Origin of the sequence: Leptospira ainazelensis (assembly GCF_016918785.1) — a bacterium.
Lineage (GTDB): Bacteria > Spirochaetota > Leptospiria > Leptospirales > Leptospiraceae > Leptospira > Leptospira ainazelensis.
The window spans coordinates 99,191-112,425 of record NZ_JAFFPT010000006.1; the positions used below are offsets into that span (position 1 = coordinate 99,191).

General features: G+C 44.4%; 8 protein-coding genes and 1 tRNA gene. 4 read left to right on the forward strand and 5 right to left on the reverse strand.

Annotated elements, in window-relative coordinates; genetic code table 11:
- Positions 1 to 40: 40 nt before the first annotated feature.
- The 5 genes from JWG44_RS01560 to JWG44_RS01580 form a co-directional block, all read right to left on the reverse strand.
- Positions 41 to 2,785 carry an ATP-binding protein gene (locus JWG44_RS01560; RefSeq protein WP_205273210.1) on the reverse strand — a complete coding sequence of 915 codons (2,745 nt, stop codon included), beginning with the start codon at positions 2,783 to 2,785 and terminating at the stop codon, positions 41 to 43.
- Positions 2,786 to 2,789: 4 nt separating this feature from the next.
- Positions 2,790 to 4,442, reverse strand: a complete 1,653-nt coding sequence (locus JWG44_RS01565; protein ID WP_205273211.1) for an acyl-CoA carboxylase subunit beta — start codon at positions 4,440 to 4,442, stop codon at positions 2,790 to 2,792.
- 91 nt (positions 4,443 to 4,533) lie between these two features.
- Complete coding sequence (locus JWG44_RS01570) at positions 4,534 to 4,863, reverse strand: STAS domain-containing protein (protein ID WP_205273212.1); 330 nt, start codon at positions 4,861 to 4,863, stop codon at positions 4,534 to 4,536.
- Entirely contained in the window at positions 4,847 to 7,663 is a 2,817-nt protein-coding gene (locus tag JWG44_RS01575; protein WP_205273213.1) for a SpoIIE family protein phosphatase, read from the reverse strand. Before JWG44_RS01575 ends, JWG44_RS01570 begins: the two co-directional genes overlap by 17 nt.
- A 9-nt stretch (positions 7,664 to 7,672) precedes the next feature.
- The gene (locus tag JWG44_RS01580; protein WP_069607319.1) at positions 7,673 to 7,981 is read right to left on the reverse strand and encodes a hypothetical protein; all 309 of its coding nucleotides are present in this window, start codon (positions 7,979 to 7,981) and stop codon (positions 7,673 to 7,675) included.
- Between the two features lie 60 nt (positions 7,982 to 8,041).
- Between JWG44_RS01580 and JWG44_RS01585 the strand changes: the two genes are divergently transcribed.
- The 4 genes from JWG44_RS01585 (at position 8,042) to JWG44_RS01600 (ending at position 12,866) form a co-directional block, all read left to right on the forward strand.
- Positions 8,042 to 8,114: transfer RNA gene (locus JWG44_RS01585), tRNA-Ala, on the forward strand.
- Between the two features lie 356 nt (positions 8,115 to 8,470).
- Complete coding sequence (locus tag JWG44_RS01590) at positions 8,471 to 9,070, forward strand: hypothetical protein (protein WP_205273214.1); 600 nt, start codon at positions 8,471 to 8,473, stop codon at positions 9,068 to 9,070.
- Position 9,071: 1 nt separating this feature from the next.
- The gene (gene def, locus JWG44_RS01595; protein WP_205273215.1) at positions 9,072 to 9,608 is read left to right on the forward strand and encodes a peptide deformylase; all 537 of its coding nucleotides are present in this window, start codon (positions 9,072 to 9,074) and stop codon (positions 9,606 to 9,608) included.
- Positions 9,609 to 9,629: 21 nt separating this feature from the next.
- Entirely contained in the window at positions 9,630 to 12,866 is a 3,237-nt protein-coding gene (locus tag JWG44_RS01600) for an efflux RND transporter permease subunit (protein ID WP_205273216.1), read from the forward strand.
- The last annotated feature ends 369 nt before the right edge of the window (positions 12,867 to 13,235 follow it).

Here is a 13,235-nt window from a genome sequence, read left to right on the forward strand (position 1 = left end):
TAAGAGCGCGGAGGATCTCCGCGCCGCTTCAAAGAAAGATTTAGATCAAACTTAAGGTGATTTTTTTCTTTCTATCCGCGATCTCTTGATCGGTTTCGATGTGAATCACTTCGTCTGGTACGATCTTAAAGATCGTCTGACCTTTTGATATGATCTTTCCGTCGCTGTCGTTTAACAAAATCTCTTTTATGGTTCCGCTGAACGGAGTGGAAATTTTATTAAACATCTTCATCACTTCCACGATAAAAAGAGGTTGTCCCGCTTTGAAATGCTCTCCTGCTTGGACCATCGGAGGAAGATCCGGAGCCTCTTTCGAATAGAACATTCCACCCATTGGAGCCACGATCTCATCCGAACTTGCCTTTGGCGCCGGAGCCAAAAATTTAATAAAAGCGTCTCTTGTGTCGGCCTTCTTAAATTCTTCCGGAAGAATGGCCTCCAGTTTTTCATCCACGCCCAAGTTGTAAAAACCGGAACTTAAACCCGCGGATGGAAGGAGTTTGATTAACTCCATTCCGATTTGGAATCCATTGTGAGATTGAATCACTGACTGCAAGATAGAAGCGTCCACACCTTTGAGCGTTTTTCCTCCGTTCAAACTCGCGACGAGTTCGATCGAATCGGCGGCAATTCCTGTTTTTTTAGACAATTCTTGATAGAAAGAAATTGCTCTCTGAAGAATTTCATTGTCGTGATCCCAAATCTGCTCGGAAGGAGGTTGAGTTGCATCCGCTTCCATGTTCAGATAATGGTAAAGATCCGCCAAAATAAAGATCGGATTTCTGAGCCACTCGATCTTAGAACCTTCGATTTTCCAAGAATGTCCCAGATGAAAACCGATAAACCCAGCAACCAAATGTGAATCTTTTGCGATCGCATCAATCGGTCTTGTGATTAAGGTAAGTTTACGACTTAGAACTTTTTTTGCTTCTGCCGGAACTTCGGAAAGTGTTTTTTTCCAAGCGATTTCCAGATCTACGTCCTTCATCAATCTTTCCAGAGATCCGACTCCGGCGAGATACGAAATCATAAACGCAGTGGAAGGTTTGAACATAGCGTCTTTTCCAAGAATCCAATTGATCAAACCGTAATGAACCAAAAGATTTGTTTGAAGATCGTGTCCTCTGAGTTCGGTCCTTCTGAGGATATTACTCAGACGTTTTAAATTGTCTTCCCGGGTTTCTCCGTGAGTGATCAAAAGTGCGATGTTGGAATCGTAGGCTCCAGCTACTTTATAATGTACGAATAAACCCATATCCGGGTTTCGGATACTGATCCCTTGATCGTCTCGGATTTCTTCCGGAAGCGGTTTGGACCAACCCATGATCACACCGCCGGCGTGCGGTTGAATCGCTTTGTTGGTTGCGTTGATTCGAACTTCGGCGCCGGACGGATATCTCAAAATCCTTTCCGGTTTTTGAAGTCTTTTTCCGTGTAAGGAAAGAAGAGCCATCGCTTCGATCAAACTATCGACGATAAAAAATTCGTTCGTGTTTTCCGGATTTTTGAACTTCAAAGAATATACCATTTCGGTAACTCTGTGCTCCACCTGAATCCGTGTGTTCACTTCCATAAAGAAGTGATTGGTTCCGTCTACAATGGACTCGAAGGTGGAAACGCTGTTGAGTTTTACAGCGGCTCCGAAACGTTCGGATTGCTCTTCCATCTCGCGAAGAACTTTTAAGTCGCCTTTTAGAACTTCCGCCTTTTTGGGATTGGTAGAAGCCGAAACGGCGATTTCTTTTTCCAGAAGTTCCTGGGTCAAAGAGATCTCCAGAAGTTTCTGTTCGTGCATCTGCACGGAACAATCTCTTCCACCAAGAGCAAGACACCATTCTCCATTTCCGATCAATTGGATCTCGTTGTGTCTCGTGTTTTCGATGTTTAATTCTATGAGAAAGTTTTTATTGGTTCCGGGAGCGGTGACCTTGGATTCGGAAAGAATTTCCTGGACCGCGCCTTTTACCTCTTCGATTTTGGAAACTACCCTTTGTCCTTTTCCTCCTCCTCCGCCGATGTATTTAAAACGAATTCGATTTTGGGGGAATTTCTCCCAAATCTTCTTACATTCCTTTTCGGCTTCGACTTGAAGGTCGGCGATGCTCACGATTTCGATGATTTTTGCATATCCTAAATCGAGTAAATTTTCGGCGTTTGTTTCGAGAGAAGCGGAAGAATCAAAGGTAAAACTGATTCCTTTTTCCTTTGCGAGTTTTTCCAGAGCCTTGGCGTCCGGAGCCTTTGCAAGTAAGGCAAGAGAAGAAATGTTATCCACTCCGGGAGTTACTGAAACTTCCAACTTTCTTGCGATCTTTTTGGCGGCGTCTTTGGAGCCCGCTTGATCGGCGACATACGAAGCCGGACCCATAAAGATGATTCCGCTTTGTTCGATCGCGGCGATAAACTCGGAATCTTCCGCCATAAATCCGTAACCGGCAAAGATATGAGTGTATTTGTTGTCCTTTGCGATAGAAATGATCTGTTTGATTCTTTCTACCTTTTCTTCTTTTCCGGATCCCATATAATCGGGAACCCTGTGAATGTTATGAGGAAAACGAAATCCTCTGAGTTCGGGCGCTAACGCCATCGGATACACGACGGAATCCTTTTCGGAAAGAAGAATTCCGTATTCTCTGATTCCGATCAGATCGAAAATTTCCATGGCTTCTTTTCGAACCGGTCCTCTGCAGACGATCAGACATTTGATCGATTCTAACGAGAAGGAACGGATCCAAGGCGAATTGGATTGGTGGAACGGAATACGATTGTTTTGAAAGTCGATCATACGATTACTCAAACTCCCTTTGAGGTCCGGATAATGGAGCCGGTTTGTAATGTCGGATTAAATAATCCAAGTTTTGGAAAAGAATGTTTCTAGTGGTTCCTGGAAGGACAATCCTTGAAACCGAACCGAGAGAAAGAGCTTCTTTCGGGTTCATCAGTTCTCTTTCATACTGTGTGGAAAGAGTCTGAAGTTTTTTATCCCGAACTACGATCGCTTCTTTTTCAGACATTCCTTTCTTAACGTTTTCCTGATATTCTCTGTGAATCGCGGAAACTTCGTCCTTATAAACGTAGTCTTTTCCTGCCGGTCCCATCACCGCGATTCTTGCGGTCGGAAGGGCGAAAACCATATCCGCCCCGACGTGATACGAGTTAAAACATGCATAAGCCCCGCCGAATGCGTTCCGAATAATCAGAGTTAGACGAGGTGTGCGGATATCGATGATGGAATCCAAAAGTTTTCTTCCTTCAAGGACGATCCCGTTTTGTTCCTGGTCTTTTCCGGGTAAGAATCCGGTCGTATCTTCCAAAAAGACGATCGGAATATTGTAGAGGTTGCAAAAACGGATAAAACGGGTTCCCTTTCTCGCCGCGTTGATGTCGATCTGTCCGGAAGAAACAGCCGAGTTGTTCGCGACAAAGGCGACTACGTGTCCTCCGATTCTTCCAAAAGCGGTTACGAGGTTTCTAGATCTTTGCGGCTGGATTTCGAAATACTGACCATGATCGCAGATATTTTGCAGATACAAAGTGATATCAAAAGGAGTGTTCATCCCCGTCGGAGAGTTGAACGTCTTTTTAAAAAGAATTTCTTCCTCGTAGATAAAACGATCGGTCGGATCCGAGGTCGGGTGAAAAGGAGCGAAAGAATGGTTGTTGTCCGGAAGATAGGACAAAAGACGAAGCGCGGTTCGAAGGGAACCGAGTTCGTCTCCGGTTACGATGTCGACCACCCCGCTCTGTCCGTGAACCTTTGGTCCGCCGAGATCGTCCGCAGAAATGTCTTCCCCCAGAACCGACTTTACGACTCCGGGTCCGGTTAAACCGAAGAAAGTATTTTCACACTGGATCATAAAAGATCCCTGACGAGGAAGATATGCCCCTCCGCCCGCGTTGAATCCGAACATGAGCATCAGACTCGGAACCACGCCGCTGATTTTTCGAAGCGCGGTAAACGCCTCGCTATAACCGTCGAGTCCGCCGACTCCAGCCGGAACATAAGCTCCCGCAGAATCGTTCATTCCGATCAGGGGAATTCCGTGCTCTCCCGCCATATAGATCAATCTTGCGAGTTTACTTCCGTTGGTCGCATCCATCGATCCCGCACGAAGAGTGAAGTCGTGTCCGTAGATGGCGACGTCTCTTCCGTTGATATTGAGAATTCCGGTTACGAGAGAAGCTCCGTCGAGACTCTTTCCCCAGTTTTGATAGAGAATATTGGGTTCTTGTTCGGTAAGAACTTTGATTCTTTCCCAAACGGTCATTCTTTCTTTTGAATGTTGAACGAGGATCCTGTCGACTCCACCGCCCGCAAGGGGTTTACCGAGGAGTTCTTTTCCTAATTCGTTAGCCTCTTCATAAAGACCACGAGCTTTGGGAACTTCAGGTTCAGTCGTGGATTGGAATGGATTTTCCAGTGAGTATTTTGCTTCGGACATGCGGGAACCTTTAAATGGAATGAAATATATCCAGTTTTTAAGAAAAGGATTCTCGGGAAAGTTAAATTCGAAACCGAGGCGAGGAACTTGGCTATTTTATAGCGGACTCGAGAGTTTCGAAAATGCTAAACATAGAATTCATATCGATGATATCAAAAACCTTTTTTACAGCAGGTTTGATTCCGGCGAGGCGAAGTTCGACGTCTCTTTCCTTACATTCTCTAAGAGCGGCAACGATGATCCGAAGACCTGCGGAAGAAATGAATTCGACGGAGGAAAGATCCAATATGAGAACGCGAGAATCGCCGGTCTTGATCTGATCCATGAACACCGATTCAATTTTGTGAGTGTTGTGAACGTCCAGGTTTCCGATCAAGTGGATGATTTTAGAATGATTTTTTATTTCAGATGTGATTTCCATTCGAAGCCTTGTGTTGAAAATTCTTCTTGAGAACTAAAACGTTCTTTCCGCCATCGCTGGAATAATCGACGGAATCCATGAGCTTTTCGATCAGATAGACTCCGAATCCACCCTTTCTTTTACCGCTCAGATTGTCCTCTATCGAAGGTTCCTGAACTTGCTTTCTTTGAAAGACTTTCCCGGAATCAATTAATACAATGGTGATCCAATCCCCTGTAAAGCGTATTTTACATTCAAACTTTGGATTTTTCAAAGTTGTGTTTTCATAACCGTGCATCACGATATTGGTTCCCGCTTCGTCGCAGGCTAGAAGAATGTCGTCTCTCAGAGCTTCGTCGAGATCGCGAACTTTGATCGTTTCATATACGAACTCCCGAAACAAAGGGATCGCGGAAGTGCTTGCTTCGAATTCTCTTGAGAATTGGTAGTCGTCGTTGAACTTCAGAATCATCACGGTGAAGTCGTCGTAGAGTTCCGGTGTTCCAGAAAATTCCCGAACTAAACCGAAGAGTTCGTCTATGATCTGTGCGGAAGGAAGATCTTTTCTGGCTATGATTTCTTGGATCATTCTTTCCAAACCGAATTCTTCATCCTTCGCGTTTTTTTCTTCGATCGCTCCGTCGGTATAAAGAATCACCATATCACCCGGCTCCACGATCAGACTTCCTCCCTTGTAACTCGCGGAAGTGATCACACCGAGAGGAGGACCGGAACCTTTGATCAATTCCCAGGTTCCGTCCTTTCGGATCAGAATCTGATCGTTGTGACCTGCGGACGCGTAGTCCAGAGTAAAAATCGCCGGGTTGTAGTGAATGAAGAAGGTGGTCACAAACATTCCATTGTGAGAATCTTCGTAGATAAGCGCGTTCCCTTGTTTTAGAATCTCTTCGGGATTGAGATCGTGATTTCTGGCTAAGGTGCGAATGATCGAGGAACTCATCGCCATAAAGATGGCAGCGGGTAAACTTTTACCGGAAACGTCCGAAACCAAAAAGGAATACTGTCCGTCCTGGTATTGATAGTAGTCGTAAAAGTCTCCCGAAACTTCCTTTGCGGGAACCGACTTAACGCCGAGATCGAAGTTTGAATTGAAACTTTTAGGTTCGGGAAGAATATTTTTTTGGATTTCGCGGGTGATCTCGATCTCTCTTTCCAAGGAACGTTGTAACGCCTTTCTGGAAATCATTTCGTTTTGAAGTTTGAGAGTTTCGTGCCCCCTCGCGATCAAAGAAGCGAATGTCTGCAATAGTCTAAGGTGAGAATGGTTGTAGGAAAGTTTGTCCACACGATCCGAAACCGTGATCGCACCAAACGCGCTTCTTCCCTGGTGTGTGAGAGGAAGAACTATATAGGAACCTTTGAGATACTCCAAATCGAGTTCGTGATCGAATGCAAAATTTTGAATGTCTTCTTTTACGGAGGTTTTTTCCTCTTCGATCGAACGATGGATAAAACTTCCTTGGTAACTCGTCGTTCTGAAAATTTCGACCGTCTTTTCGGAAGTATAGGAGATCGAAGTAAGAATTCCCATCTTTCGATTGATCAAAAAGATTCCGGTTTTACCCGCGTCCATTTCTCCGTGAATCACGGGAATGGATTGTTTCATCAGATCCGCCTGATTTTTTGCGGAAGAAACCACTTGAGAAAGTTCGAATAAACTTTCCAATTCGGAAACTTTTTTTCGAAGATCCTTGTTTGCGGCTTCAAGGTTTTGGAGAAGTCCGGTTTTTTGAATCGCGAGCGCGGAAGTTCCGGAAAAACTCAGGAACAATTCCATATCTTCTTCGGTAAAAAAGCTACGATCGATCGTGTTGATGGCTTCGATCACGCCGATGACTTGCCCTTCGACCAAAAGAGGAGCGGCCATAATATTTCTCGTTACAAAGTGCGAAACCTTGTCCACTTCTCGGTACACACGAGGATCGTTCATCGCGTCGTTGATGATCATTGGCTGTTTATCCTGTACGACCATTCCCGCGACTCCCTTTCCGACCGGAACTCGTACCTTCGTGACCTCGTCTTTTTTTTCTCCGAGAACGGTGTGAAAGTAAAGATATTCCTTTGTATCATCCAAAAGCAAAACGCTGCACGCTTCGGTGCGAAACACGGACTTGGAAGAAAGCATGATCGCTTCCAAAAGTTGGGAGAGATCCAAGGACTTATTGATCAGACCGGAAACACGGATAATCTCCGTTAATAAGAAATCAAAACGATCCGTTTGTTTACGAATCTGTACCGATTCCAAAGCGACTCGAGAAGTCGTCATAAGAGACAAAACTACAAGAGAAGATTCTCCCGAAACAAAGGATTCTTCTAAAAGATCCGAGATGATTCGAGTGGTGGCCCGCAGATGATCAAAATCGGATTCTCTGAATTCGCCTCCCTCTCCCTCCGGTCTTCCGAGAAAGATGGTTCCGAATATCTTTTTCTGATTTTCGGAAGAGGAAACTCCCAATTCTCCGACGTGAAGAACACAACAGACCGCGTTGTATTTGAGCGGAGGGATCAGCCGGCTCGGGCTTTTTCCTTTTTTGAGATTGATATCTTGTCCGGTTTTGAAACAGAAGTCTGAAATCAATCCTGCTTCTTCGATCGCGTTGGAAGGGGGATTTCCCAAGATAGAACGCGGACTTCCGTCTTCTAAACGAAAATTGAATATGCCGAATTTTGCGGAGGTGAGTTGGATGATTTCCGTGAGAAGAGATTCAAAAACAATCGTTAAACCTGGATTGTCCTCCAGGTAAAGTTTTCCATCAGAAGTTTGTCTGAGGAGAGAGTCTTGTTTTTTACTCGAGATCAAAGCAGAGGTTCAGCCGGCCTGAAACTTTAAGGATTCTTCTCTTAGTTTCTTATTTGCATTTTCTAATTCGCGAATTCGGGTTAAGGCTCCCATCAATTCTTCGCGGGAAAGATTGGTAACTACGTTAGTCGCGTCAAACGCTTCCTTTGCGTCTTTGAGTTCCGAACCGGAATACTGAATGATACCTTCGTACATACGAATGATTTCATCGGCGTTTTCCAATTCCTGCTCGTTGAGTCTAAGAACCTTCTCGTAACCTTTGATAATATCATTCTGGATCTTCAATTTTTTTTGTAAATCCTCGATAGATTCACTCATCCTAACACTCCTGTATTTGTATTGACTTCAAGGAATTTGGTAAAAACCTGCTTCCTAAGCGGGGACGTAGCTCAGTTGGGAGAGCGTTTGAATGGCATTCAAAAGGTCGGGGGTTCGATTCCCCTCGTCTCCAATTACGACTTCCGCCACTTGAGTTTTTAAACTTTCTAAGCTCTGTCAAACTCTTTTACAATCCCCTCTCCGTCCGAATTTACCGGAAAGAAACCGGAAACGTTTCGAGTTTGAAAACAAAACGAACGTTCTGTTCCGTATAAGTCGGAATTCGGGTTCATTTTCATTCTTCTTTTTTTATGGCTATTTTCATCCGGAAATAAAAAGTTCGGTAAAACGATTGGAAATCGTAGTTCACGTCAGCAACCTATGTCAAATCGAATCTCTATCCGACGGTTAGGCGCTTCGACAAAAGCGCCTCTTTTTCTTCTTCCCGATTTTGACTTTCCGGGAAGACGTATTTCTGTTGAAGCTTTTATGCGCGACTTTTCCCTTCGGGTTTTCGAAACTCCGATCCAAACCTTCCAAACGAGTTTTCCAAGGTATGAAGAATGGATCGAATCGATTTCTTCCGAAATTCTGAAGACAAAAGGGAAAATCAAACTTTTAGGAGAAGGATACTTTTCAGGAATCGTTTTCGAATTGATCAAAAAATTTCCGGAAAGAATCGAATCCGCTTGTCTCGTAAATCCGCCGTTTGCAAAACATAGGAACCCTTTTCCCTGGTTTCCTAAAAACGCAGAATGGATTTTGGAAAGATTCCCTTGGAACCCTTGGTTTCTTTTATCGCAAGAATTGAATACCTTGTTCGAAACGTTGGAAAAAAGTTTTCAAAAAGGAATCGAAGAATCGAGTTTATCTCCCGTTGTTTTGTTTACGGGAATACCGGGGACCGTCAGCGAACAGATAAGGGCATCGGGAAAACAATTACAGGCGTTTCGAGTTTTTAGAATCGAGTCCGCAGATCGGAATTCGATCCAAGTTCTTTTGAAAGAATCGGTCGTGAAAATTCTTGCCGAGATACCGATTTCTTCTGTCCAAAAAAAGTCGAACTTTAAGATGGAACCTGGTTTTTAATATGTCAGTAAGAAAAATTTTAAGAATGGGAGATCCGCTTCTCCGCCAAGAATCCGAGCCCGTTACGGAAGACGAGATTCAAACAAAAGAATTTAAAAAATTACTCAAAGATATGTTCGATACGATGCGTCACGCGGAAGGTGTGGGATTGGCGGCGCCGCAGATCGGAATCCTGAAACAGATCGTAGTGGTCGGTTCGGAGGATAACGAGCGTTATCCGGGAACTCCCGACGTTCCGGATCGGGTGATTCTCAATCCGATCATCACTCCCCTTACCACCGAAAGTTCGGGGTTTTGGGAAGGATGTCTTTCGGTTCCCGGGATGCGAGGATACGTGGAAAGACCGAATCAGATTCGAATGCAGTGGATGGACGAGAAGGGAAACAAATTCGACGAGAAGATCGAAGGATATAAGGCCGTCGTCTATCAACACGAATGCGATCATCTTCGAGGAATTCTTTATGTTGACCGTCTAAAAGACACAAAATTGTTCGGTTTCAACGACACATTGGACTCCGGCGGAAAAATTCTAGATTAGAAAATTATAAAATAAAAATATATGAAATCCCTTGTTGAGTATTTCCTTTCTAAAAGTATCTTCGTAAACCTACTTACCTTCTTGATCATTCTTATCGGCGGTTTTACAGCCGTGAGGATGAATCGTGAGGCATTTCCGAACATCAATTTCGATATCGTAAGCGTAGTCACGGTATTTCCCGGAGCCTCCCCTTCCGAAATCGAAAAGTTGGTCACAAAACCTCTGGAAGAAGCGATCAAGGAAGTGGATGGAATCAAAGAATTTCGTTCGGCCTCGATTGAAAACCGTTCCGGAATCGTAATCACTCTGGATCCGGACGCGAAGGACACTCAGAAGGTCGTGGACGATATCAAGTCCTCGATCGATCGAGTCGAAGACCTTCCCGAAGAAGCGGAGGATCCGCTGGTTACGGAGATTACGACTTCCAGACAACCCGTGATCGAAATCGATATCAGTTTGAAGTCCGAAGACACAAGCGTAGAGGCTGAAAAAAGACTCAAGGCGCAGGCAAAGGTCGTGGAACAAGCTCTCGAAGATATTCCGGGCGTCGCGAGAATTTCAAAAAGAGGCTGGAGAGAAACGGAGATGCAGGTGGATATCAATCCGGCTGCGATGTTCTCACACTATCTTACGAGCCAGGACGTAATCTTTGCATTAAAGAATCGGAATATTAACTTTCCCGGCGGAAATATCGCCGGAAATCAAAAGGAAGTCATCCTTAGAACGATCGGAGAATTCGATTCTCCCAAAGAAATTTCCGGAGTACATATCCGATCCAATGAGATCGGAAATTCGATCCGAATCGACAACGTCGCCACCGTTACGGAAGGACTAAAAGAAGCCGAATATCTCGATAAGGTCAACGGTAGAAAGACAATCGCGATGACCGTCATCAAACGGGAGAAAGCTGACGCAATTCTTGTCGTGGACGAAGCAAAAAAAGTCATCGAAGAATTTAGAAAAAGCTCCAACGGTGAATTCGAATATGCGTTTGTAAACGACCTTTCGAAATACATCCGAAGAAGATTGGGAGTTCTTCTTTCCAACGCCGCGGGCGGTTTGATTTTAGTGACGGCCTCGCTCTTTTTATTCTTAGGTTGGAGAGTGGCTCTGATGACCGCCCTTGGGATTCCGGTTTCCTTCGGCGCCACCTTTGTGATTATGAACTATCTCGGATTGACGCTGAATCTGATTTCGATGTTCGGCTTGATCATCGTCGTAGGGATCCTAGTGGATGACGCGATCATCATCTGTGAGAACGTCTATCGATACATGGAAGAAGGAATGCCTGCGTATGAAGCGGCTCTCAAGGGGAGCGCGGAAGTGATCGATCCCGTCACCGCAACGGTAACTACGACTGTCGCAGCCTTTGCTCCGATGTTGTTTATGACAGGGATCTTCGGAAAGTTTATCTACAGCATTCCTTTGGTAGTGATCATCGCGTTACTCGCTTCTCTTTCCGAGGCATTCTTCATTCTTCCATCGCATTTGTATGATATCAATAAGAACAAATTTCATTCGGGACAGATCAAAGAGGAAAGCGGATGGTTCTATAAGCTAAAGGTAAACTATTATCTCCCTCTTCTGAAGTTCGCACTCAAACATAGGCTTCAGATTTTTATCTATCTATTCGCCATGTTGATCGGAAGTTTTGCGTTGTTCGCGGTCGCCGGAAAATTCAAACTTTTTCCGGGTTCCGTGGACGTATTTCAGATCAAACTTACTGGTCAGACCGGGCTTTCTCTTCAGGAGACTGAAAGATTTGCTAACGTTTTAGAAAAGGAACTTGCTAAAGTTTCAAAAGAAGAAGTCGAGAATTTTGTTACCAGGATCGGGATCATTCAAAAAGATCCTAACGATCCGTTTACAAAAAGAGGGAAACACTACGGACAAATCCTCGTTTATCTGACTCCTGAAGAAAATCGAAAGAGAAGCACGGATGAAATTATATCGGAAGTAAGGGAAAAAACGATCTGGCTTCTCAATCAAAAATCGATTCAAATTTTGGAAGAAACCCGTAAAAAAGAAGCGGAGAAAAAGAAACAGGAATACAAACCGTTCAATCTTAACGGTTTTCCCGCCGAATTTTCAAGATTCAAAGGACAACTTCTCGCGTTGGATTTTGAAAAAATTTCAGGCGGTCCTCCGGTTGGGAAACCGGTTGCCATTGAAATACGCGGAGACGATTACGAAACTCTCATTCGGATTGGAGAAGAATATAAGGGTGTGATGGCGAAGGTTCCCGGAGTCACCGATATCGGAGACGACTTCAACGAAGGGAAGGACGAGGTAAGAATCAAAGTGAGCGAATCGCTCGCCTCCACCGCAGGAGTTTCCGTTTTTAAAGTAGCTCAGGCGATCAACACCGCGTTTCAGGGAACGGTTGCGACGAAGATCAAAAGAGCCGATGAAGAAGTGGAAGTCAAAGTCCGATTTCCGGAGGAAGTCCGGAAGTCAATCGGCTCTCTGAACAATATCTTTGTGAGCAATCAAATCGGAAAACTGATTCCGGTCTCCAAGCTGATTACTTATGTCCGAGAACCGGGTTTTGCAAACATCAATCACTTGGACGGGAAACGTCTCCTCACGGTGACGGCTAACTTGGACGAATCCAAAACCGATACAAGAAGGGCGAATGCGGAGATTGCAAAACTCGCAAAAGGAATTATAGAAAGATATCCCGGTTACCGCATGCGTTTTGGAGGAGAAAATAAGGACACGGAAGAATCTCTTGCGAGTTTAGGAAGGGCCTTTCTCGTAGCCTTTATCATCATCTTTATGATTTTGGCCTCCTTATTCCGATCTTTGATTCAACCGATAATTGTTGTAAGTTCGATTCCTTTCTCTTTGATCGGGGTCATTCTTGCTTTCGTCTTACACGGAGAATACTTTGGTTTTCTCGCGTTTTTAGGAATCGTCGGTTTGGCGGGGGTGGTCGTAAACGATTCGATTGTTCTCGTCGACTTTGCAAACCAGTTGAGAATGGATAAACCCGGCGAGGATATCGATTCTATCCTGATCGAAACCGGACTTTTGCGTCTAAGGCCCGTCGTCTTAACTACAGTGACAACCGTTTTGGGTTTGTTGCCGACTGCCTACGGAATCGGAGGAAGGGATCCATTTTTAGTTCCGATGGCTCTTGCGTTCGGGTGGGGTCTTGCGTTCTCATCTTTTCTAACGTTAGTGGCGGTTCCCGTATTGTATAAGACCGTTTATAACGCGCAACAAAGAATAACCAGATTCTTCCGAAGAGCCTAAAACGTGTGTCATGCTTGAAAGTCTGTAAAAATAAAATCAAAAAGATCGATCCCAAAGATTGAAACGATTTGGGATCGATTCTTCGAAGAATAAGATAGAATTTAAGAAGCTTCCGTATCGAGGAAGTCTTTCAAAACAAGTTCGTTTTTTTCTCCATATTCTTGTCGTATAAACGACAATTCTCTCGAAAACCAGAAATGGCCCCACCCTCATTGGGTCATAACCTTACCCACAAAGTGGACTGAATCTTTAAAAGAATCTGTCGGAACAACGACAATCCTCCGTAAAACGGAAGCCCCGCCCTGTTTTTGGGAGCCTGTTGAAAAAGAAAATCAGAGAATCTCTCGTGATTCCGCCCTAAATTGCATT

What these genes read in the sequence shown, in the direction of transcription:
- JWG44_RS01565 (WP_205273211.1), bottom strand. Translation starts at nt 4,442, where the DNA reads ATGTCCGAAGCAAAATACTCACTGGAAAATCCATTCCAATCCACGACT.
- JWG44_RS01560 (WP_205273210.1), bottom strand. Translation starts at nt 2,785, where the DNA reads ATGATCGACTTTCAAAACAATCGTATTCCGTTCCACCAATCCAATTCG.
- JWG44_RS01570 (WP_205273212.1), bottom strand. Translation starts at nt 4,863, where the DNA reads ATGGAAATCACATCTGAAATAAAAAATCATTCTAAAATCATCCACTTG.
- def (WP_205273215.1), top strand. Translation starts at nt 9,072, where the DNA reads ATGTCAGTAAGAAAAATTTTAAGAATGGGAGATCCGCTTCTCCGCCAA.
- JWG44_RS01590 (WP_205273214.1), top strand. Translation starts at nt 8,471, where the DNA reads ATGCGCGACTTTTCCCTTCGGGTTTTCGAAACTCCGATCCAAACCTTC.
- JWG44_RS01580 (WP_069607319.1), bottom strand. Translation starts at nt 7,981, where the DNA reads ATGAGTGAATCTATCGAGGATTTACAAAAAAAATTGAAGATCCAGAAT.
- JWG44_RS01600 (WP_205273216.1), top strand. Translation starts at nt 9,630, where the DNA reads ATGAAATCCCTTGTTGAGTATTTCCTTTCTAAAAGTATCTTCGTAAAC.